The following is a 20,059-nucleotide window of genomic DNA, read 5'->3' as shown; positions in this document are numbered from 1 at the left end:
ATTTACCCAATGACTTTAATCGCGGTGGTAAAATTTTAAGGCGGTAGACGCAACTAGCTTATCCTGTTGCAGGAATTTGCGGAGTATCAAGGCTCTCACCGTCAAACAGACAAAAGGCTGGTAAAATTAGGTGGGTAAAATTTCGCAAGCTTGAGTTCTCTCCCGGAGTTCCCCGATTGCCGCATTTCGCTCGTGGTCCAATAATGCACTGTCATGTACGGCCCCGATACCCCATGATGGCTGATGTGTCCGCTGACAAATGGCTGCTGTCTAAAAAATTGAGACGCCTCGTGCATTTGCAGCGAAGGGCCGCTTCGCGACGTGCTGCCAAACCAAAACGTCCTTCGCCTAGATACTTTTGAACAAGCCTGGAAATCATCTGTTTGGCCGTGAGGCTCTATGTGCGGTTCTCGTTGTTGCTCTGCAATGTTGAAGACCTGCTGCACGAGCAGGGCACCGACATCAGCCTCGAAACGGTAGGGCCAACCGGTAGGCATCGTGATCGACAAATTACGTTTTAACTGTGCCGCGAGGAAAGGCGCCGGGTGACGCGGTGGCTGTGCGGCACAAAGGACAGCCATGTTGGCCTATCAGAGACGAGTTCGAATTCGTCTGGCGCCACCCAAAACTCTAATCGATCAAAAGGCTGATATTGCTAAGATCAGCCGCAATTCTAATGGTGTCGCGAAGGCGCGTCCCCAATCTGAAGCTTTCTGTATTACCTTCGCCAATGATCTTTGCTGGAATCGTTGTGGCGGCTTGAAGCGCCTCTTCAAGTGGAATACCGACATCTTTGACCAACGTTTTTATGGCGTTCGTCAGTTCCAAGTCTGCACCTGCCAGAGTTCCATCTTCTAACGTCAGCCGCTGGTTCTTGCGGTTTATTGTGCGCCCTTCCAATTGGAATTCTGCCAGATCTGTTCCTGCAACCGCCATTGCGTCGCTCACCAAAAACAGGCGTCCCCTGCCAGATTTGGCGTGCCACGCCACCTTTAAAGTTTCCGGATGAACGTGAATGCCATCTGCAATGATCCCCGACGAAACGTCCGGCGCGGACAACACGGCGCCCACAAGGCCCGGCTCTCTGTTGCCCAGTTGACTCATAGCGTTAAACAAGTGTGTCGCGCAGCGCGCGCCAGCCCTGAAATAGGCTACACAAGTGTCAAAACTGGCGTCTGTGTGGCCCAGAGAAATTATGACACCTGCGCGCGACAGCGCCCTTACTTGCTCAAGGCTTACACTTTCAGGCGCCAGTGTGACCATAAGGGCCGGAAGCTGTTCTGCCGCTTCGATCAGAGTTGCGAGATCGGCTTCCGTCATGGGGCGGATTAGGTCGGCATCGTGGGCGCCTTTTCGCGCCACAGACAGATGTGGCCCTTCCAGATGCAATCCTGCGATTTCTGGTATGCCTTCGGCCACAGCTTGCATCACTGCCGCGATGGTTTGATCGGTTTTTTCTTTGGTATCGGTGATGAGCGTTGGCAGAATTCGGCGGCACCCAAGGCGCCGGTGCGCGTCCGCAATCCTTGCCAAAGTTTCAACAGAAGGCGCGTCGTTTAACATCACACCGTCGCCTCCGTTTACTTGCAGATCGACAAACCCAGCCGAAAGGATGTCGCCACCAAGGTCAATCACCTGTCCCTTTTGGCCAACGGTGGCCTCTTCCCCCAACTGGACAAGGACGCCGCTTTCAAAGCGCGCTGCAAACCCTTTAAGCAGTTTTTCACCGTCAAAAATTGGCCCGCCGCGGAATGTCAGATTTGGGAAAGTCATACGGTTTCCGTGACTTTTTGTAAGTGCCGGGGAGTGTCTGGATTTATGCCCCGGCGCGCGGCAACCTGCTCAACCATTCCGTAAAACGACACGATCGATGCTATCGGATCTGTGATCCAATGATCCGTGCGGACATGCGGCAAGCAATTGGCCTTGCGGACCTTTTCGGTGGTGGCAAAAACGTTTGCGCCTTTTTGCGCCAGGGCATCCGCGACGTCGGCGACACTGTCTTCGGCCGCGTCCGCGGCAGCAAAAGCAAGAACCGGATAGCCGCCTTCCACTATCGAAACGGGGCCATGTAGAACTTCGGCAGTTGAATAGCTTTCGGCGTGGATCTGACAGGTTTCTTTGAATTTCAGCGCCGCTTCATTGGAAATCGCTAAGCTGGGACCACGCCCTAAGGAAAACAGCGAATTCCTATCCACGCTGTCCACCGCCGAAGACCAGTCACATTGCGTCGCTTTGGCAAGGTGATCGGGCAGCGCATGAATGGCGCGAAGCAGACCAGCGTCTGCTTTCAGTTCGGCAAGAAGCCACAGCCCCGCGACCATTGACGTAACAAAGGTTTTGGTCGCAGCAACGCTGAGTTCCTTGCCAGCGTGGATGGGCAAGGTCGCTGACGTGGATTGTGCGAGCGGCGAACCCATCTCGTTTGTGATCGCGACAGTATAGGCACCAGCTTCGCCTAACGCCTTGGTAAGACTGGCAATGTCGGGGCTTTGACCCGATTGAGACACCGCTATACACATTGTGCCCTTCGCGGCAATGTCTACGTCGTAAATCGATTTGATTGAAGGCCCGATAGATGCCATCGGCACTCCCAGCAACAGTTCGCTGACATATTTTAGGTACGTTGCTGCGTGATCAGAGGACCCCCGTGCCACCGACAGAAAAAATCGTGGGTCAAGGTTTCTCACCTCGTCTGCAGTTGCCTTCACAGAACCCGCGCCCTGCAACAGAAGTCGTTCGACCACATCCGGAATTTCGAGAATCTCGTTTTTCATTCGGGTGGTGGATTCGGGTAACATAGCGGCAGCCCTTTGTTGTGGCAGATCGGTTCGAAAGTCAGTTTGACAAGCGCAGTTCAGCCACAAAATCGTAGGCATCACCGCGATAAAGCGAGCGTGTGAGTTCAGCGACCCGGCCGCTGTCCAGATAGGATGTGCGCTGAATGCTCAACCCGGCGGTGCCTTCGGCAACACCCAGCAGTTCGGCTTCGACGGGTTCAAGGTTGACCGCTGAAATCTTTTGAACTGCGCGGACCGGGCGGCATCCGTTTCTTTCCAGTACGGAATAAAGCGACGTGGTCACCTCTGTTGGATTTGGCAGGATGTCCAATGGCAAAGAGGCACGCTCCAGCGCCATTGGCTGCCCGCCGGCTTCTCGCAAGCGATAGATGCGAGACACGGATGCGCCCGCCGACAGACCAAGCGCAACAACCTCATCCGGCGACGGCAAGAAAACCCCCCGTTCAAGCCATTTGGAGGTCGTGTCTTTGCCACGTCGTTTCATGTCTTCTGTGAACGATGTGAGATGAGACAACGATTGCTCTACCCTTTCCACTGGCACGCGCACAAATGAGCCCGAGCCTTGGCGTTGTTCGATGGCCCCTTGCTTGACGAGTTCTTGAATGGCTTTTCTGACGGTCACGCGCGACAGTTCTGTGATCTCAGCGATTTCGCGCTCTGGCGGCAACGAGCTATTGGGGGGCAAAATCCCCGTGTCGATGCCTTGCTCTAGCCGGCGGCGCAGTTGAACGTAGCGGGGCCCGGAACTCCGTCCCAGCCAATCGCTTGGATGCAAAAACTCAACAACGCTCATCTGCAATCTCCTTGCTGAAATCTTGGGCAAGAGATAGCCCCCCGGACAGGGGCTCCCCAAGCGGTTTGGTCAGATCCACCATCATTTCTTCAGGCATATAACCTGCGTAAAGCGGCCCTATCCCACCCGTCAGGCAGATTGGCAAGCCGACCCGCCAGCCAAGTCCGCGTAGTGTAGTGGCAATCCCAAATGCGGCGTCATGCATGATACCCGTCGCCATGCTATCGCGGGCGTTTGCGTACCGCGTCACGTCTGGCGCAAGGCTGCCGAAATCCGCCGGAGTAGCGCGCGCCGCAAACGCGACGATACCGGCTGTATTGCGGAAGCGATTCATCAAGGCCTCTGCCAGTGGCGTGTTTTCTGCCAAACCGTCCGCTACATTCAGCGTGCGGCCAAGGGATTGCCGGCCAACCCATTGCGCCGACGATGGGTCGCCCAGAACAGGACCCCAGCCGCCCGCCAAAACCGTTTGGCCGCCAATCTGCGCGGCAACGAATGACCCGGTGCCACAATGGGCGACAAACCCATCCCGCGCACCGACGGCGCCTCTTAAAGCGGCGCGGCGGTCGTCCTCAACTCTCACACGGTCAAACGGCAGCTTTGCCGCGACTCTATTGGCAATTTCTTTGCCGGTCACGCCGGCAAACCCGGCGTAGGCAGGCAGCTGCCTAAACGCCGCTAAAGACAATTTGGAACGCAGCCGCACAGCTTCAAGACCCGTCTCAATTTCAGCGATCGCTGCCGTGAAATCAGATGACACATTGGCCGGACCAGTCTCTGCAACCACATCACCGCTTGATGTGCGCAAGGCAATTCGGCAGCGCGTGCCGCCGCCATCGATTGCCAAAACAGGAGTTTCGTGATCGTTTCGCATATGAGTACCTATATGATACCTATTTGGGATTTGAAAGGCGAAAAAGGGGCTGAAGTTGACTTTTGGGCGTTGATTAGCGGGCCGACACCCCGAAAATAACAAAATGGTAGACATATGGTATCTAAAAGGTATCATCTAGCGGAATGGGGGAATCAAAATGCCTGTGAAGGTCACCGAACAATGCCACCAAGACGCCGCCGGCCTTGATATCCGAGCGCCGAGTGAGGCGGCGTTGCTGATGTCGGAAGTGCAAATCCAAGCCGCCGCATCAACAAAATCCGCTCTCAACGAGATCGGCGCAGGCGGCGACCTCATGGCGGCGACCATCGCGTCCGGTGCGACATTGCATTATGTCGCCGCCGGCTCCTCTGGATTGATGGCGGCTGCGGATGCATTGGAATTGGGCGGCACATTCTCTATCCCGGCGCATCAAATACGGATTCATATGGCAGGCGGCATGCCTCAAGGCGTCGAGATGCCAGGGGACACCGAGGATTCCACCCGCTCTCTTCATGACGGTCTGAGCGGGCTAGGCAGCGCAGACACAGTGATTGCGGTTTCCGCCAGCGGCTCTACGCCTTTTACAATTGCTGCCGCCCAAATCGCCCGTACGGCAGGGGCTAAAGTGATTGGCGTTGCCAATAATCCGGGCTCCGAACTGTTGCTCCGCAGTGATGTGGCCATATGCTTGGAGACGCCACCGGAAGTGATCTCGGGGTCCACCCGGCTCGGCGCAGCGACGGCTCAAAAAATCGCGTTGAATATAATGTCGACGCTGATGGCGATCAGGTTGGGCCATGTACATGACGGCATGATGGTCAATCTGCATGCCGACAACGCTAAGCTTCGTGACCGCGCCAAAAACATTGTCGCAACCATCGCGCAAACCACGACCGAAGAGGCCGCCGAGGCGCTAGAGGCAGCAGGAGGTCACGTAAAAACGGCTGTTCTGCTGGTTTCCGGCGCAGCCTCTTTTGAGCACGCGCACCGCCTGTTGAAGGAGGCAGGTGGTCACCTTCGCACGGCTCTACAGCAGATCAGATAGACAACAACCAAAACGAAAACTCTGGGAGGAAAATATGAAACATAAATTCTTAACACTGGCACTTGCCGGGACCAGCCTAGTCGCTACCAGCGCCTATGCCGAAGACATAACGCTCACCATTGAAAGCTGGCGCAACGACGACCTTACCCTGTGGCAAGAAGCGATCATTCCAGCGTTTGAGAACGCAAATCCTGGCATCAAGGTCAAATTCACACCTTCTGCTCCGGCGGAATACAATGCCGTGCTCAATGCAAAACTTGAGGCCGGTTCAGCGGGCGACCTGATCACCTGTCGCCCGTTTGATACGTCATTGTTGTTGTATCAGGCGGGTCGCTTGGCTGATCTGAGTGATCTTGGTGGCATGGCGAATTTCTCAGATGTTGCCAAATCGGCATGGCAAACCGACGATGGCTCAGCTTCATTCTGCGTGCCAATGGCCTCCGTGATCCATGGATTTATCTACAACAAGGATGCCTTTAACGAACTTGGCCTAGCAGTACCCAACACCGAAGCCGAGTTTTTTGCGGCGTTGGAAGCGATCAAAGCGGACGGCAACTATATCCCGATGGCGATGGGCACCAACGATCAATGGGAAGCCGCGACAATGGGATACCAAAACATCGGGCCCAACTACTGGAAGGGCGAAGAAGGCCGTCTGGCACTGATTGCCGGGGACCAAAAGCTGACCGATGAGGCATGGGTTGCTCCTTATGAATCCATTGCAAAGTGGAACGGCTATTTGGGAGATGGGTTTGAGGCACAGACCTATCCGGACAGCCAGAACCTGTTCACCTTGGGCCGGGCAGCAATCTATCCCGCTGGCAGCTGGGAAATCACCGGTTTTAACGATCTGGCCGATTTCGAAATGGGCGCTTTCAACCCGCCGGTACCCAATGCAGGGGACGAGTGCTACATCTCTGATCACACCGACATTGCCATGGGCTTGAACGCGGCATCGCCAAATTCGGAGGCTGCGCGCACGTTCCTTGACTGGATGGGCACCTCGGAGTTCGCGACGATTTATGCCAATGCTCTGCCAGGTTTCTTCTCTCTATCGAGCCATGACATCGAGATGAGCGACCCGCTGGCAAAAGAGTTTGTGTCTTGGCGTGGCAAGTGCAACTCGACGATCCGCTCAACATATCAGATCCTGTCGCGTGGCACTCCAAATCTTGAGAACGACACTTGGAATGCCTCCGCTCAGGTCATCAAAGGTGCGGAAACGCCGGAAGATGCGGGTGCGCGTCTGCAGGCGGGCCTCGCAACTTGGTACGAGCCACAAAAGTAAGTCTTTGATTTAAAAAATTTCCCGGGCGGTCGCGCTGCCCGGGACACTCACTCCGGAGGCCTCGATGCAAAAACCGCCCTTCAGATGGCACATTGTTGTGTTCTTGGCGCCCGCCGTCCTTGTCTACACAGCGGTGATGATCTTTCCGCTTTTCAATACATTGCGACTTTCGCTTTACACGCGGATCGGTTCAGATCGGATCTTTGTCGGGTTGGAGAATTTTCAAAACCTTTTTGGCAATCCAATCTGGTCAGAACAGTTTTGGAACGCACTTGGCAATAACTTCTGGTTTTTTCTCATTCACATGCTGGTTCAAAATCCGATCGGCATCGCGCTGGCCGCAATCCTGAGCCATCCGCGACTGCGGTTTGCAGCGCTGTATCGCTCCGCTATTTTCATTCCCACGATCCTGAGTTTTGTGATCGTTGGCTTTGCCTGGAAACTGATCCTATCACCCATCTGGGGCATTGCGCCGTCGATGCTGGATATGGTGGGCTTGAAATCGCTGTTTGCGCCATGGTTGGGCAAAGAGGAATACGCGTTGACGACGCTGGCGCTGGTGTCTGTTTGGCAGTTCGTCGGCATCCCGATGATGTTGATTTACGCGGCGCTGCTGACCATTCCCGAAGAAATACTGGAGGCAGGCGAAATCGACGGCATAACCGGATTTTCAGCTTTTTGGAAAATCAAACTGCCGCTGATCTTGCCATCTATTGGCATCATCTCAATCTTGACTTTTGTCGCCAATTTCAACGCCTTTGATTTGATTTACACCACGCAGGGCGCGCTGGCCGGTCCAGATTTTTCAACCGACATTTTGGGCACCTTCATGTACCGCACATTCTTTGGGTTTCAGTTGCAACTGGGGGATCCGCATATGGGATCAGCCATCGCAGGTGCCATGTTCGTCATCATCCTTTTGGGCGTCTGTATTTATCTTTTTGGCATCCAGACCCGGATGCGCAGATATCAGATGTGAGGCGATAAAATGAACAAGGCACGCTCAAATCCGCTTAATACCGCCGCAATGCACGTTGCGCTGATCACCTACACGCTGATCGCATTGTTCCCGGTTTTTGTCATTCTGATCAACAGCTTCAAGTCTCGCAAAGCCATTTTTCGGGACCCGCTGGCGCTCCCCAACAGCGAGAGCTTTTCGCTGATCGGCTACCAGACTGTGTTGAAGCAGGGCGACTTTTTCCTCTACTTTCAAAATTCGTTTTTGGTCACGGTCGGGTCTTTGTTTTTCATCCTGCTTTTCGGCGCAATGGCGGCCTTTGCGCTCAGCGAGTATCGCTTCAAAGGCAACACGCTGATGGGGCTTTATCTGGCGCTGGGCATCATGATCCCAATCCGGATCGGAACCGTGGCCATCCTCGACATGATGGTGGCCACCGGTCTGGTCAACACACTTTGGGCGCTTATCCTTGTTTATACTGCTCAGGGCCTGCCGCTCGCCGTGTTCATCCTATCCGAGTTCATGCGAGGCGTCTCAGACGACCTGAAAAATGCGGGACGGATTGACGGGCTGTCGGAATATGCGATCTTCTTCAAACTGGCGCTGCCATTGGTGCGACCCGCTATGGCAACGGTTGCGGTGTTCAATATGATCCCGATCTGGAACGATCTCTGGTTCCCGCTGATCCTTGCCCCAGCCGAAGAAACCAAGACGCTGACCCTTGGCAGTCAGGTTTTCATCGGCCAGTTCGTCACCAATTGGAATGCCGTTTTGTCCGCCCTGTCCATGGCGATCATCCCAGTGCTGGTTCTTTATGTGATCTTCTCGCGTCAGCTCATCAGGGGCATCACATCGGGAGCAGTCAAATGAGCCGTGTCATGATCGCCGGCCTCGGCAATATGGGTCTTAGTCATGCTTTGGCGCATCATCATCACGATGATTGCGAGATTGTCGGGCTGGTTAACCGTTCCGGCACAGTGACCCACCCCGACCTAAAGTCCTACCCGGTGTTCACGGACTTTCATCAAGCACTGGCAGCCTGTCGACCCGACCTTGTAGTGGTCGCCACCTACTCGGACAGCCACGCTGAGTTCGCCATCGCAGCCATGCGTGCCGGTGCCCACGTGTTTGTCGAAAAGCCTTTGGCCACGACAGTGTCCGACGCCCAGCGGGTGGTAGACATCGCGACACAGCTTGGGCGAAAATTGGTGGTGGGATACATACTCCGTCACCATCCAAGCTGGGTGCGCCTGATCAAGGAGGCGCGTGATTTGGGCGGACCGTTCGTCTTTCGCATGAACCTCAATCAACAAAGCTCTGGAGACGAATGGGAAACCCACAAAGCACTGATGCAAACCACGTCTCCGATTGTGGATTGTGGGGTGCATTATGTTGATGTGTGGTGCCAAATCACGGATGCCCGCCCCGTTAGCGTCAATGCAATGGGGCTGCGCCTCTCCGACGAAATCCCACCCGACATGTACAACTATGGCCAATTTCAGGTGGTGTTTGGGGACGGGTCTGTGGGCTGGTACGAGGCGGGCTGGGGACCCATGATGTCGGAGACCGCTTTCTTTGTAAAAGACGTTGTGTCGCCGCGTGGCTCGGTGTCCATCACAGACGCCGACAAAAGTGGGTCTTCCGATGTGGATGGACACACGAGGGTTGGCGGTTTGCTAGTGCACCGTCTTGACGGCGACGAGCTCATAGAATTGCCTGACGAACCCGGACATCAGGCGCTCTGCGATGCAGAACAGCATTACATGTTGCGCGCCATTAACGAAGATCTCGACCTTACCCGCCACATGCAAGATGCGGTGCAGTCCCTGTCCATATGTTTGGCAGCAGACGAAAGTGTGCGCACCGGCAAACCAATAAACCTGACGGAGGCTACGCCATGACGGCGCTGACCCTAACCAACGTGAATAAGTCCTTTGGACCTGTTCACGTTCTCAAAGACATCAATATCGAAATCAACGACGGGGAGTTTGTTGTCTTTGTCGGCCCCTCCGGTTGTGGGAAATCCACACTCCTGCGGGTCATTGCGGGCCTAGAGGACGCCTCCTCGGGGGATGTCCACATTGGCGAGGACCTTGTGAACACCACACCTCCGTCTAAACGTGGCATCGCAATGGTGTTTCAAAGCTATGCGCTGTACCCGCATCTAAATGTGCGCAAAAATATGTCACTGGCGCTGAAGCAGGAAAAGAAGTCAAAAGACGTCATTGAGGAGCGTGTGTCCGAGGCCAGCAGGATGCTCGATTTGAGTGACTACCTTGACCGTTACCCATCCGAGCTGTCCGGTGGGCAACGCCAACGGGTTGCGATTGGTCGCGCCATCGTGCGTCATCCCAAACTTTTCCTGTTTGACGAACCGCTATCCAACCTTGATGCCGCCTTGCGGATGAATACGCGCATCGAAATTGCCAATCTTCACTCGGCACTAAGTGCGTCAATGATCTACGTGACCCATGATCAAACCGAAGCAATGACGTTGGCAGACAAAATTGTGGTTCTGCGGGATGGCCGCGTGGAACAGGTCGGCAGCCCAATGGAGCTATATAACAATCCAACCAACCAGTTTGTCGCCGGCTTCCTAGGGTCTCCGGCGATGAATTTCTTGCGCGGAGAATTGCTTGGCGAGCAAGGCGATCATACAATTGGCATTCGACCAGAAGACCTGATCGTTGTGCCAAATGGTCATTTGGCTGTTCAGGTTCGCCATGTCGAGGAATTGGGAGGTGAGACCAATGTCGTCGCTGAAGTCTCTGGAACTCCGGTGACAATCAGGTTGTTTGGCCAATCCGAAATTCGCCCGGGGGACACACTACATATTGATGTACCCCAAGAGCGGCGATACCGGTTTTCAACGACCGGAGAGCGCCTATAGAGCCTGCCCGGTCTTTTGGCCTGGTCGTTTCCATTGATCGGGGCCGGTAATTCTACCGGAGTTGCGGAGTGATCAGGCCACTTTCCTCTAAGATACTTGGATTTCCTGCTCCTTTAGGGCCGTGAAATTCGATTCTTGCCTACGTCTTTCGTTTTGATGTAAGAATCGAAAGCTAAAGGGGGGGAGACATGAAAGCACGTGTGACGACCAGGGCGCGCCAGGCAGAAATTCTGAAGCTGCTTAAGCGTGATGGGCGTGCGATTGTGGATGATCTCGCTGAGCTTCTGGAAACGACGCCCCAAACCATTCGCAAAGACTTGAGCGCCCTTGCCCAAGACAATCAGATCATCCGTTTCCATGGTGGCGCAACTTTGGCTGCCGGGACGGAATATGCCGGCTTTGATGTGCGCAGCGAGATCATGAGTGTAGAGAAAGATCAGATCGGCGCGGCGGTTGCCGCGGAAATTCCCAACAACTCAAATGTGATTTTGAACGGAGGCACCACAACAATGGCTGTCGCGCGCCATTTGGTTCACCACGTCGGATTGAAGGTTGTTGTTGATTCTGTAAACCTTGCCAACGAGTTAAGGTCGTGTATTGGCGTTCAGGTCATCATTCCCAGCGGTGTTGTGCGCAATGCGGACGGTGCGATTCTTGGCGCAACAACTGTAGATTTTATTCGTCGGTTTCGCGCTGACGTGGCTGTTGTTGGCGCCGCTGCCGTCGGCGCCGATGGGGCCTTGATCGACTATGATCTGGAAGAAAGCGCCGTGAGTGAGGCAATCATTTCCAGCGGGAGAAATGTTGTTTTGGCAGTAGACAGCAGCAAATTCGGCAAGATGGCTCCTGTCGCATTTGGGGCGATGGCGCAAATAGACACCTTGGTGAGTGACACGGGTTTTGCACCCGAGATGAAAGCCTTGGCTGATCAGTATGACGTGAGGTTCGTAGTTGCGCATTAGATGCAAAGCCTTGACGAATTGCTTCGTTTTGTGGCGTAATCGAAAAATACGAAAATAAGATCACGCCTTGGTGTGATTCCGACGCAACTTTTGGGAGGATGTTTCGTCGATGCTTTTCATTCTTCGTCCACTTGCTTGGGTAAATACAAAGCTATTGCGTTTGGGGCGGCAGGTGGCCGTGGTGGCGCTGGCGTTAATGGTTGTCGTGATCCTGACGCAGGTCTTTTTTCGCTATGTGCTAAACAATGCATTGGCGTGGCCCGACGAGGCCGCCCGTTTTTTGATGCTTTGGATGGTGGGGTTGATTGCGCCGTCTGCGATGCGCTGGAGCGGGTTCGTGGCGATTGACACCTTGCCAAGTGCGTTGCCTCGCAGGCCCGCTTTGATGCTTACTTTCGTGCTGTTGGGGATGTCACTTGGCGTCCTTTTGCTCGCAGTTCAGCATGGATATGCCCACACATTTGGCTTTGGGGGGCGGTTTGACAGCTCGTCGCTGCGTGTTCCGCTTGAGTGGGTTGGTTTGGAAGGTTTCAAAGTCAAGCTCCGCTACATGTATGGCTCGCTTCTGACCTGCGTTGTCCTGCTGATTTCGGTCACCGTGGAACTGATGTTGAGGACGCTGATGGAGCTGGTCTCTCCGGACGTTGAACAGCCAGATAAAGATGAATTGGAATTGACGATGGGGGCCGATTGATGCTTGCGTTTTTTCTGCCGCTCTTCCTGATCTTTCTGATCATTGGACTACCAGTCTTCTTCGCACTTTTGTTGTCGCCCGGCCTGTTGTTGTGGCTCAATGGGCAGGAGCGGGACATTGCTCTGCTGTATCGTAATGTTTACAATGGGATGGACAGTTTTCCGCTGATGGCGCTGCCGTTTTTTGTGCTTGCGGGCGAATTGATGAACCGTGGCGGGATCACCATGCGGCTTGTCGAGTTTTCCCAAGCTTTGATGGGGCATTTCCGCGGCGGGTTGGCGCATGTGAACATTCTATCGTCCATCCTTTTTGCGGGCCTTTCAGGGTCGGCTGTTGCGGATACGTCGGCGTTGGGATCAACGCTTATTCCGGCGATGGAGAAGAACGGATATTCCCGTAAATTCGCGGCGGCCATCACGGCGGCAAGCTCGGTGATCGGGCCAATCATTCCGCCGTCGGGCATCATGATCATTTACGCCTATGTCATGGGCGAGAGCGTTGCGGCGTTGTTCCTGGCGGGCATTGTGCCAGGTATCCTGGTCGGGGTCGGATTGATGGTTATGGTGCGGGTGCTCGCCGATAAATATGACCTTCCCAAAGCCGAACGGATTGTCACCAAAGGCCAGACAATTTCCAAGGTTGAAGCTGGGTGCAGCTTTGTGCTTTTGCGGATCAACTTTGCCGGTCTTTTGATGGGGCTTTTTGCTGGTGTGTCCGCGATCATGCGGTCGACCGGAGTTGAGCTGTCCATCAATTCCGGTTTGGTTTTCCTTGTCTTTCTTCCGATCTCCCACTTGATCCTGCTGCGCTTGCGCAACACGGTCAGCAGTGATTTCCGCGTCATCTGTAAGAAAGCCGTCGTCCCCTTGCAGACGCCGATCATCATTTTGGGCGGCATTTTGGTGGGTGTCTTCACACCAACCGAAGCGTCGGCCGTTGCGGTGGCGTACGCGCTCTTGGTGGGATTTTTCATTCTGCGCCTTCTCAAGGTTAAAGACCTGCCCGGTATTTTGATGCGGGCGGCGCTGTCGAGTTCAACTGTGCTACTCCTTGTTGGGGCGGCTGTGGCCTTTAAGACCGTTGTCAGTCTCAGCCATGCACCCGAGACGATGGCAGGCTTCATCCTCAGCCTTTCCGACAATCCGTTGGTCCTGCTCTTTCTGATCAACGTACTCTTGTTTGCGGTTGGGATGTTTCTGGATGCGGGGCCGGCCATCATTATTTTGGGCCCAATCTTGGGTCCCATCTTTGTTGATCTCGGTGTTCACCCCGTGCACTTTGCAATCATTATGAGCGTGAACCTGACTGTGGGGCTCGCAACGCCGCCGATGGGGCTTGTGCTGTTTGTGGCGAGCTCTGTGTCTGGCGAAAAAGTTGAGACCATAGCCAAGGCCATTTTGCCATTTCTATTGGTGGAAGTCGTTGTGATCTTCCTCATTACCTATGTGCCTGCCATTTCCATGACAATTCCAAGACTAACTGGGTTTGTGCAGTAACATCAAAAGCTTGAACGAAATCAGGGAGGATTAACATGTTCAGCAAAACCTTTAAAGCCGTGGCGACAGCTGCGCTAATGGCGACCACGGCGGTCGCTGCGCAAGCGGCGGATTACACGATCCGCGCGACTGCCAATTCAAATGAAAATGACGAAGACTATGACGGTCTGGTTGTTTTCAAAAACTTCGTGGAAAGCGCCTCCAACGGCGCCATTGAAGTCGAGCTTTTCATCGGAACGCAGCTTTGCGCAAAAGGCGCGGAATGTTTGCAGGGTGTGGCTGATGGCACAATCGACGTCTATATCTCCACTTCGGGCGGTGCATCGGGCATTTTCCCTTATGTGCAGGTGCTTGATCTGCCGTATCTGATGGCGAACGACCGCGTTGCAGAATCCGTTCTGGCCGGTGATTTCACACGCAAGATGCGTGAAATGGCGCTTGCTGACTCGGGTGATGCGATCCGCCTGATGACCATTGGTAACACCGGCGGCTGGCGCAACTTTGCCAACACCAAGCGCCGTGTTGCGAGCCCGTCTGACATGGAAGGCTTGAAGATCCGTACTGTGGTTGCCGACCTGCCACAGGAATTGGTGCGTTCGCTGGGTGCGTCCCCGACTCCGATCCCATGGCCCGAGCTGTTCACTTCGTTCCAGACGGGTGTTGTGGAAGGCTCCAAAAACGGCATCACCGACATCATGGGCATGAAATTCCCTGATGCGGGTCTGCAGTATGTGACGCTTGATGGTCACGCCTACATGGGCGCGCTGTGGTGGATGAACAACGCCAAATTCATGGAAATGCCAGAAGACATGCGCCGTGTGATTGTCGATGGGTTCTCGGCTCTTCAGCAAGCGACTTTTGCTTCGCCTAAGCGCAAGTCGATTAAGGCTTATGAAGATTTTGTTGCCGGTGGTGGCGATCTTTATGTGCCGACACCTGATGAAAAAGCCGCTTTCAAAGAAGCTGCTGCGCCGGTTTACGACTGGTTCAAGAGCAACATAAAGGGCGGCGAAGAGATCTTTGGTGCGCTGACATCTGCAGTTGCAGATGCCGAAGCTGACATCGAAGCCGGCATGGCGAAAGATCTGAATTGATCACGTGAAGTGAGCTCGAATACTGGCGTTGGGCCAGGACACAAAGTCCGTGGCCCAACGCACACAATTTACCGGAATGGATAGAGCCATGTCCGGTAGTCATCCACCAGAATATGGGCTTTGTCGATTTGCGCCTGCGTCATCTTTTTCACCACTTCCTCAAGGGAAATGGCCGCATCCGGATCGCCTCCGATAGCGGACAGCGTGTACCACATATACGCGCGGATGAGGTCGGGTGCGGGCATGCCTCGGCCCACCTCGTAATACCAACCGATGCCGCTTTGGGCACCCGCGTGGCCCTTGAGAGAGGCGCGCAGGTACCACTCAAACGCACGCACATCGTCGCGCGCGACACCCAGCCCCAAGGCGTACATCACGCCGATCAATTCTTCGGCCTCGGCGTTGCCGCTGCGGGCGGCTGGCAGAAGCTCTGTCATCGCCTCGCTGTAACGTTTGGCATCCATCAAATCGCGGCCGGTTTCAATCTCGGCAAACACTGGGCTGACAGTGGTCAAAAGTGCTGCAATAACAATGCGTTTCATGTGTCGTCCCTTGTCGTCATTTTTGGCGCGCTCGCGTGCGCACCCGCGTATGGGAACCCGCTTCCAAAGCCATTGCAAGGGGCCGATTTTGTCGCCTTTAACGAGGATCAGGCCAAGATCGGTCAGCTGTTGTTTTTTGATCCCATTCTGTCGGGTAATCGCAACATCGCCTGTGCCACATGTCACCATCCCGAGCTTGGGTCTGGCGACGGGCTAAGTCTTGGGATTGGCGAAGGTGGCGAGGGGCTCGGCCGCGACCGGACGCCTGGACAGGGGGCAGCGAAAATCGTCAAGCGCATTCCGCGCAATGCGCCGGCATTGTGGAACCTTGGCGCGCGCGAAATCGACGTGCTGTTTCACGACGGTAGACTGTCGGTATCGCGTATTTATGACAACGGTTTCGACAGCCCCGCGCAGGAGTGGCTGCCAGAAGGCTTGGACTCGATCCTTGCGGCGCAGGCGTTGTTTCCTATGACCGCCGAATTTGAAATGGCGGGGAATCCCAAGGAAAACCAGATCGCCGGGGCGGTCTATGATCGGATCGACAATGTGTGGCCCATCGTGGCCAAGCGCGTGCGGGTGATCCCCGAATACGCCGATATGTTTGTGGCGGCCTTTGACGACGTAGATCAGGCGCTGGATATCGATATCACCCATATCGCCAATGCGCTGGCGGCGTTTGAAACCCAAGAGTTCACCAGTTTTGACAGCCCGTTTGATGCGTATTTGAACGGCGACCAATCCGCGCTCAATGCGGATCAGCAAGCTGGGTTGGAGTTGTTTTATGGCAAGGCCGACTGCAGCAGCTGTCACTCGGGACAATTGTTGAGCGATCAGAAATTTCATGCGTTGATGTTGCCGCATTTCGGACCTGGCAAGACGCGGCAGTGGGACCCGATTGTGCGCGACGTGGGTCGGATGGGCGCAAGTGATCGGCTGGACGACGCTTACAAGTTTCGCACGCCTGCGCTGCGCAACGTGGCTTTGACCGCACCTTATGGGCACAACGGAGCCTATGCCGATCTGGAGGCGATAGTGCGCCATCACCTGAACCCGCGCGCGGCATTTGAAGCTTGGAACGCGGACCACGCGGTGTTGCCAGAAGTGCCATGGTTGGCCAAGGCGGATTTCTTGGCGTTTCAGGACACGCGCGAGCGGGCGAGGCTTTCGGCGCGCACGGACATTGAGACCATTGAGCTAACAGACCACGAAGTGACAAAGCTTGTTGCGTTCCTGCATGCGTTGACCGGAACGGAGTCGATAAAGGGTCGTTTGGGCATCCCCGAGAAGGTGCCAAGCGGTCTGGAGGTGCCAAAATGAGCAAAATTTTGTGTGTCGGCGCGGCGGTGGTCGACTTTGTCTTTCACCTTGAGACCTTGCCGAGCCGGCCTGAGAAATACGGCACTGAAGAAGCGCATGTCGTTGGCGGTGGTTGTGCGGCCAATGCGGCTGTGGCTGTGGCGCGACTTGGCGGCACGGCTGTTTTGGGTGCGCGATTGGGCGACGACAGCATTGGCGATTTGATCGTTGAAGACTTGGCGCGCGAGGGCGTGGATGTGTCCAATGTGACCCGCACCAAGGGCGCCAAGAGCAGCTATTCATCCGTGTTGATTGATGCGGCGGGCGAGCGTCAGATCGTGAACTTTCGTGGCGCGGGCTTGGTCTTGGCGACGGATTGGTTCGACGGATTGGAGGACGTCAGCGCGGTCCTGACAGACACGCGGCGTGTGGATGCGGCTTTGGCGGCTTTGCAGTTGGCAAGCGCGCGCGGCATTCCCGGGGTTCTGGATGGCGAAGCGCCGATTGATCCGGCTTTGATGTCGGCGGCCAGCCATGTGGCGCTGTCGATGCAGGGTTTGCGTGATCTGTATCCAGATACCGACGTTGAAGCGGCGTTGCTGGACATTGCCGTCAAGCACGATTGTTGGGTCTGTGTGACCGATGGAGCCGACGGCGTTTGGTACACGGATGGCGGGCAAACCCGCCACATGGCGGCCTTTCCCATCACCCCAATCGACACGCTGGGCGCAGGTGACGTCTGGCACGGAGTTTTCGCGTTGCTGCTTGCCGAAGGACAGAGCGCAGAAGAAGCAATACGCCACGCCAACGGCGCGGCGGCACTGAAATGTTTGAAAAAAGGCGGGCGGGCCGGAGCACCGAGCCGTGCCGCGCTGACAGAATATCTGAAGGAGACGACGTGATGATCACCCTGACACCCGGCAAGTTGGCCGGCATGCGCCGCATGGCCGACGAGAATGGTATCTATAAGATGACCGCCGTGGACCAGCGCCCGCCGATCAAAGGCCCGATTGCCAAGTATCTTGGTGTGGATCAGGCACCATGGGAACAGGTGGCAAAATTCAAAGGCATGTTGGTTGAAACGCTTCAGGCGCATTCGACTGCTATGTTGCTCGATCCGCATTATGCCATTCCGTATTCCTTTGACACGCTGATCCCGCACAAGGGTTTGGTGGTGACATTGGAAGACAGCCTGTTTCAAGAAACATCGGGTGGACGCTTGTCCGCGAGCATCGACAATTGGTCGGTCGGCAAGATCAAACGCATGGGCGGCGACGCGGTCAAAGTGCTGGCGTGGTATCGCCCTGATGCGAGTGACGAGGTCAATCAGGCGCAGAAAGATTACGTCAAACAGATCGGAGAAGACTGCGCGAAATACGACATTCCGTTTCTGTTTGAATTGCTGGTCTACCCGCTTGCGGCAGATGCGCATCAAACCCAGGAATATGTGGAAATGAAGGGCAAGAAAGCCGACGACGTTTTGAAATCGGTCGAGGAATTTGCCAAGCCAGACTACGGCGTGGATGTGTTCAAGCTGGAAAGCCCTGTGAACGCTGCCGACGCCGATGGCAGCGCCGAGGTGCAGGCCGTGTTTGACGAAATGGGCCGATTGGCCGGGCGTCCTTGGGTGATGCTGTCAGCTGGCGCTGGCAAAACTGAATTCCGCAATGTGCTGGACCATGCATTCAAGGCTGGTGCGTCGGGCTTTCTCGCGGGACGGGCGATCTGGCTGGATGCGTTCAACGCCTATCCCGACTGGAATGCGATCCACGCGGGCCTTGAGGGTGACGCGGTGGATTACATGAAAGACATTTCGGCTCTGGCGGATGCGAATGCGTCGAACTGGGCCAAACATGTTTGTTATGGCGACGGCGGCGCGCGTTTGACCGCGGATGATGCGACGTTCCGGCTGAATTATTCCGACATCTGAGGATCTGGGTATGAAACTAGGCATTCTGCCGTTGGGGCGTCCGACGTTTGACGTTCCCTATGCCGAGGAAAACCTCGCCGCGATGTTGGCGGCGTTGGACGCCACCGGCCATGAAATCGTCGGCCCGCGTGAATTGTTGTTTGACGAAGCTGCTACACGGGCGGGCATTGAGACGCTGACGGTGGCAGGTGTGGATCAGGTGGTGGTGCTGCAAGTCACATTCACGGATGCGTCCATGACAGTGGCGATTGGGGCGGCCTTCGATGTGCCTTTGTCGATCTGGTCCATTCCCGAGCCACGGCTTGGCGATCGTTTGCGGCTGAATTCATTCTGTGGGTTGAATTTGGCGTCACACGCGTTGGGGTTGAACGGGCGCGACTTTGGTTGGATTTATGCCGACCCTGCGGGGGACGTGGCGGGTGATTTGGCCGCCTTGCTGGCGGGCGAGCGTGCGGCAGGCAAGTTGGCGTTGGGCGATGTGCCCGAGGCGACTGAGGCCGGACGCGCGATTGCCGAGGCTGTGAATGGTCAACGGATCGCGCGGATTGGCGAGCATCCGGTGGGGTTTGATACCTGTGCCTATGACAAGGCGGACATGAAGGCGCTTTCCGGTGTCGAGGTGGACGAGCTGGCGTTGGATGATCTGTTTGATCTGGCCCGCGCTGCGCCTGCGGACGCGGCTGCGGCTTTGCGTAAGCAGGCCGACGCAGAGTTGAGCGGCTTGGATGAGGTTGATCCAGACGAGCTGGATCGGTCTTTGCGACTTAAGATCGGGTTGGATACGTTGAAAGAAAAGGGCGGCTATGGCGCCTTTGCCATTCGGTGTTGGCCAGAGACATTCACCGAATATGGCGGCGCGGTTTGTGGACCCGCCGCGATGATGGGTGAGGCGCGGGTGCCTTGTGCGTGCGAAGCTGATGTCTACGGCGCGCTGACGCAGATGGTGTTGGCGGCGGCGGCGGACGCGCCGGTGTTTCTGACCGATTTGGTGGACATGGACGGGGCGGACAACACGGGGGTTGTGTGGCATTGCGGTCAAGCACCGTTGTCGATGATTGACCCTGATGTGACGGCCGAGGCGACCATTCACACCAACCGCAAACAGCCGCTGTTGTACCAGTTCCCGTTGAAGGCGGGCGAGGTCACGTTGATGCGGATTTCTCAGGCGCACGGGCGGCCGCATATGGTGCTGAGCCGTGCCGAGATGTTGAAGCGTCCAATGAGTTTCACTGGCACCTCTGGCGTTTTGCGGTTTGATCGCGGCGCGGACGATGTGCTTGGCGACATTATTGCAAGTGGGCTGGAACATCACATGGCGCTGGCTTACGGAGATCATCGCGCAGCGTTGCGCGGTGCGGCTGGGGCCATGGGCCTGCCGCTTCTGGAGATATGA

The 20,059-nt window shown here is 55.7% G+C and carries 19 protein-coding genes; 14 read left to right on the top strand and 5 right to left on the bottom strand.

What is annotated here, in order from left to right; genetic code table 11:
• Positions 1-630: 630 nt before the first annotated feature.
• From nagA to SHIM_RS15550, 4 genes are read right to left on the bottom strand one after another with little or no spacing between them, the layout of a single operon-like run.
• Entirely contained in the window at positions 631-1,773 is a 1,143-nt protein-coding gene (nagA, locus tag SHIM_RS15565) for an N-acetylglucosamine-6-phosphate deacetylase (protein ID WP_054003602.1), read from the bottom strand.
• Positions 1,770-2,801 (bottom strand): SIS domain-containing protein, encoded by a 1,032-nt coding sequence (locus SHIM_RS15560; protein WP_054003601.1) that lies wholly within the window; start codon positions 2,799-2,801, stop codon positions 1,770-1,772. Before SHIM_RS15560 ends, nagA begins: the two co-directional genes overlap by 4 nt.
• A gap of 37 nt (positions 2,802-2,838) precedes the next feature.
• The gene (locus SHIM_RS15555) at positions 2,839-3,594 is read right to left on the bottom strand and encodes a GntR family transcriptional regulator (protein ID WP_054003600.1); all 756 of its coding nucleotides are present in this window, start codon (positions 3,592-3,594) and stop codon (positions 2,839-2,841) included.
• Positions 3,581-4,468 (bottom strand): BadF/BadG/BcrA/BcrD ATPase family protein, encoded by an 888-nt coding sequence (locus SHIM_RS15550; RefSeq protein WP_054003599.1) that lies wholly within the window; start codon positions 4,466-4,468, stop codon positions 3,581-3,583. The genes SHIM_RS15555 and SHIM_RS15550 overlap by 14 nt, the downstream gene beginning before the upstream one ends.
• Before the next feature lie 157 nt (positions 4,469-4,625).
• On the opposite strand from SHIM_RS15550, the gene SHIM_RS15545 reads away from it, so the two are divergent.
• The 10 genes from SHIM_RS15545 to SHIM_RS15500 all read left to right on the top strand — a co-directional run bounded on the left by SHIM_RS15545 (position 4,626) and on the right by SHIM_RS15500 (position 14,895).
• A complete protein-coding gene (locus SHIM_RS15545; protein WP_054003598.1) occupies positions 4,626-5,513 on the top strand; it encodes an N-acetylmuramic acid 6-phosphate etherase in 888 nt (295 codons plus the stop codon).
• Between the two features lie 34 nt (positions 5,514-5,547).
• Complete coding sequence (locus SHIM_RS15540; RefSeq protein WP_054003597.1) at positions 5,548-6,801, top strand: ABC transporter substrate-binding protein; 1,254 nt, start codon at positions 5,548-5,550, stop codon at positions 6,799-6,801.
• Positions 6,802-6,865: 64 nt separating this feature from the next.
• Positions 6,866-7,780 carry a carbohydrate ABC transporter permease gene (locus SHIM_RS15535; RefSeq protein WP_054003596.1) on the top strand — a complete coding sequence of 305 codons (915 nt, stop codon included), beginning with the start codon at positions 6,866-6,868 and terminating at the stop codon, positions 7,778-7,780.
• A 9-nt stretch (positions 7,781-7,789) separates the two neighbouring features.
• Positions 7,790-8,629, top strand: coding sequence for a carbohydrate ABC transporter permease (locus SHIM_RS15530; protein ID WP_054003595.1), 840 nt, complete (start codon positions 7,790-7,792; stop codon positions 8,627-8,629).
• Positions 8,626-9,660: a Gfo/Idh/MocA family protein gene (locus tag SHIM_RS15525; RefSeq protein ID WP_054003594.1), complete on the top strand. Its 1,035-nt coding sequence runs from the start codon at positions 8,626-8,628 to the stop codon at positions 9,658-9,660. The genes SHIM_RS15530 and SHIM_RS15525 overlap by 4 nt, the downstream gene beginning before the upstream one ends.
• The gene (locus SHIM_RS15520) at positions 9,657-10,649 is read left to right on the top strand and encodes an ABC transporter ATP-binding protein (protein WP_054003593.1); all 993 of its coding nucleotides are present in this window, start codon (positions 9,657-9,659) and stop codon (positions 10,647-10,649) included. The genes SHIM_RS15525 and SHIM_RS15520 overlap by 4 nt, the downstream gene beginning before the upstream one ends.
• 188 nt (positions 10,650-10,837) lie before the next feature.
• Positions 10,838-11,611, top strand: coding sequence for a DeoR/GlpR family DNA-binding transcription regulator (locus SHIM_RS15515; RefSeq protein ID WP_054003592.1), 774 nt, complete (start codon positions 10,838-10,840; stop codon positions 11,609-11,611).
• A gap of 109 nt (positions 11,612-11,720) precedes the next feature.
• Complete coding sequence (locus SHIM_RS15510) at positions 11,721-12,305, top strand: TRAP transporter small permease (RefSeq protein WP_054003591.1); 585 nt, start codon at positions 11,721-11,723, stop codon at positions 12,303-12,305.
• Positions 12,305-13,801: a TRAP transporter large permease gene (locus SHIM_RS15505; protein ID WP_054003590.1), complete on the top strand. Its 1,497-nt coding sequence runs from the start codon at positions 12,305-12,307 to the stop codon at positions 13,799-13,801. The genes SHIM_RS15510 and SHIM_RS15505 overlap by 1 nt, the downstream gene beginning before the upstream one ends.
• A 35-nt stretch (positions 13,802-13,836) precedes the next feature.
• On the top strand, positions 13,837-14,895 hold the full coding sequence (locus SHIM_RS15500; protein WP_054003589.1) for a TRAP transporter substrate-binding protein: 1,059 nt from the start codon (positions 13,837-13,839) through the stop codon (positions 14,893-14,895).
• 68 nt (positions 14,896-14,963) lie between these two features.
• Here SHIM_RS15500 and SHIM_RS15495 read toward each other — a convergent pair whose 3' ends face one another.
• Positions 14,964-15,437 carry a tetratricopeptide repeat protein gene (locus SHIM_RS15495; RefSeq protein ID WP_054003588.1) on the bottom strand — a complete coding sequence of 158 codons (474 nt, stop codon included), beginning with the start codon at positions 15,435-15,437 and terminating at the stop codon, positions 14,964-14,966.
• A 72-nt stretch (positions 15,438-15,509) separates the two neighbouring features.
• On the opposite strand from SHIM_RS15495, the gene SHIM_RS15490 reads away from it, so the two are divergent.
• Genes SHIM_RS15490 through SHIM_RS15475 form a run of 4 tightly spaced genes read left to right on the top strand, consistent with a single transcriptional unit; the run spans position 15,510 to position 20,059 of the window.
• A complete protein-coding gene (locus tag SHIM_RS15490; protein WP_241488889.1) occupies positions 15,510-16,757 on the top strand; it encodes a cytochrome-c peroxidase in 1,248 nt (415 codons plus the stop codon).
• Positions 16,754-17,638 carry a PfkB family carbohydrate kinase gene (locus tag SHIM_RS15485; protein ID WP_054003587.1) on the top strand — a complete coding sequence of 295 codons (885 nt, stop codon included), beginning with the start codon at positions 16,754-16,756 and terminating at the stop codon, positions 17,636-17,638. Before SHIM_RS15490 ends, SHIM_RS15485 begins: the two co-directional genes overlap by 4 nt.
• The gene (locus tag SHIM_RS15480) at positions 17,638-18,666 is read left to right on the top strand and encodes a tagatose 1,6-diphosphate aldolase (RefSeq protein WP_193749939.1); all 1,029 of its coding nucleotides are present in this window, start codon (positions 17,638-17,640) and stop codon (positions 18,664-18,666) included. Before SHIM_RS15485 ends, SHIM_RS15480 begins: the two co-directional genes overlap by 1 nt.
• A gap of 10 nt (positions 18,667-18,676) precedes the next feature.
• Positions 18,677-20,059, top strand: a complete 1,383-nt coding sequence (locus SHIM_RS15475) for a hypothetical protein (RefSeq protein WP_054003586.1) — start codon at positions 18,677-18,679, stop codon at positions 20,057-20,059.

The sequence above is a fragment of the Shimia sp. SK013 genome (assembly GCF_001292625.1).
Taxonomy (GTDB): Bacteria; Pseudomonadota; Alphaproteobacteria; order Rhodobacterales; family Rhodobacteraceae; genus Shimia.
Note: the sequence above shows the minus strand (reverse complement) of the source record. Positions and strands in the feature narration are given on the sequence as shown.

Excerpts from the sequence above, each read along its gene's own strand:
- SHIM_RS15505 (WP_054003590.1), top strand. The coding sequence starts at position 12,305 with ATGCTTGCGTTTTTTCTGCCGCTCTTCCTGATCTTTCTGATCATTGGA.
- nagA (WP_054003602.1), bottom strand. The coding sequence starts at position 1,773 with ATGACTTTCCCAAATCTGACATTCCGCGGCGGGCCAATTTTTGACGGT.
- SHIM_RS15500 (WP_054003589.1), top strand. The coding sequence starts at position 13,837 with ATGTTCAGCAAAACCTTTAAAGCCGTGGCGACAGCTGCGCTAATGGCG.
- SHIM_RS15540 (WP_054003597.1), top strand. The coding sequence starts at position 5,548 with ATGAAACATAAATTCTTAACACTGGCACTTGCCGGGACCAGCCTAGTC.
- SHIM_RS15495 (WP_054003588.1), bottom strand. The coding sequence starts at position 15,437 with ATGAAACGCATTGTTATTGCAGCACTTTTGACCACTGTCAGCCCAGTG.
- SHIM_RS15515 (WP_054003592.1), top strand. The coding sequence starts at position 10,838 with ATGAAAGCACGTGTGACGACCAGGGCGCGCCAGGCAGAAATTCTGAAG.
- SHIM_RS15550 (WP_054003599.1), bottom strand. The coding sequence starts at position 4,468 with ATGCGAAACGATCACGAAACTCCTGTTTTGGCAATCGATGGCGGCGGC.
- SHIM_RS15560 (WP_054003601.1), bottom strand. The coding sequence starts at position 2,801 with ATGTTACCCGAATCCACCACCCGAATGAAAAACGAGATTCTCGAAATT.
- SHIM_RS15510 (WP_054003591.1), top strand. The coding sequence starts at position 11,721 with ATGCTTTTCATTCTTCGTCCACTTGCTTGGGTAAATACAAAGCTATTG.
- SHIM_RS15475 (WP_054003586.1), top strand. The coding sequence starts at position 18,677 with ATGAAACTAGGCATTCTGCCGTTGGGGCGTCCGACGTTTGACGTTCCC.
- SHIM_RS15520 (WP_054003593.1), top strand. The coding sequence starts at position 9,657 with ATGACGGCGCTGACCCTAACCAACGTGAATAAGTCCTTTGGACCTGTT.
- SHIM_RS15545 (WP_054003598.1), top strand. The coding sequence starts at position 4,626 with ATGCCTGTGAAGGTCACCGAACAATGCCACCAAGACGCCGCCGGCCTT.
- SHIM_RS15530 (WP_054003595.1), top strand. The coding sequence starts at position 7,790 with ATGAACAAGGCACGCTCAAATCCGCTTAATACCGCCGCAATGCACGTT.
- SHIM_RS15525 (WP_054003594.1), top strand. The coding sequence starts at position 8,626 with ATGAGCCGTGTCATGATCGCCGGCCTCGGCAATATGGGTCTTAGTCAT.
- SHIM_RS15555 (WP_054003600.1), bottom strand. The coding sequence starts at position 3,594 with ATGAGCGTTGTTGAGTTTTTGCATCCAAGCGATTGGCTGGGACGGAGT.
- SHIM_RS15485 (WP_054003587.1), top strand. The coding sequence starts at position 16,754 with ATGAGCAAAATTTTGTGTGTCGGCGCGGCGGTGGTCGACTTTGTCTTT.
- SHIM_RS15535 (WP_054003596.1), top strand. The coding sequence starts at position 6,866 with ATGCAAAAACCGCCCTTCAGATGGCACATTGTTGTGTTCTTGGCGCCC.
- SHIM_RS15480 (WP_193749939.1), top strand. The coding sequence starts at position 17,638 with ATGATCACCCTGACACCCGGCAAGTTGGCCGGCATGCGCCGCATGGCC.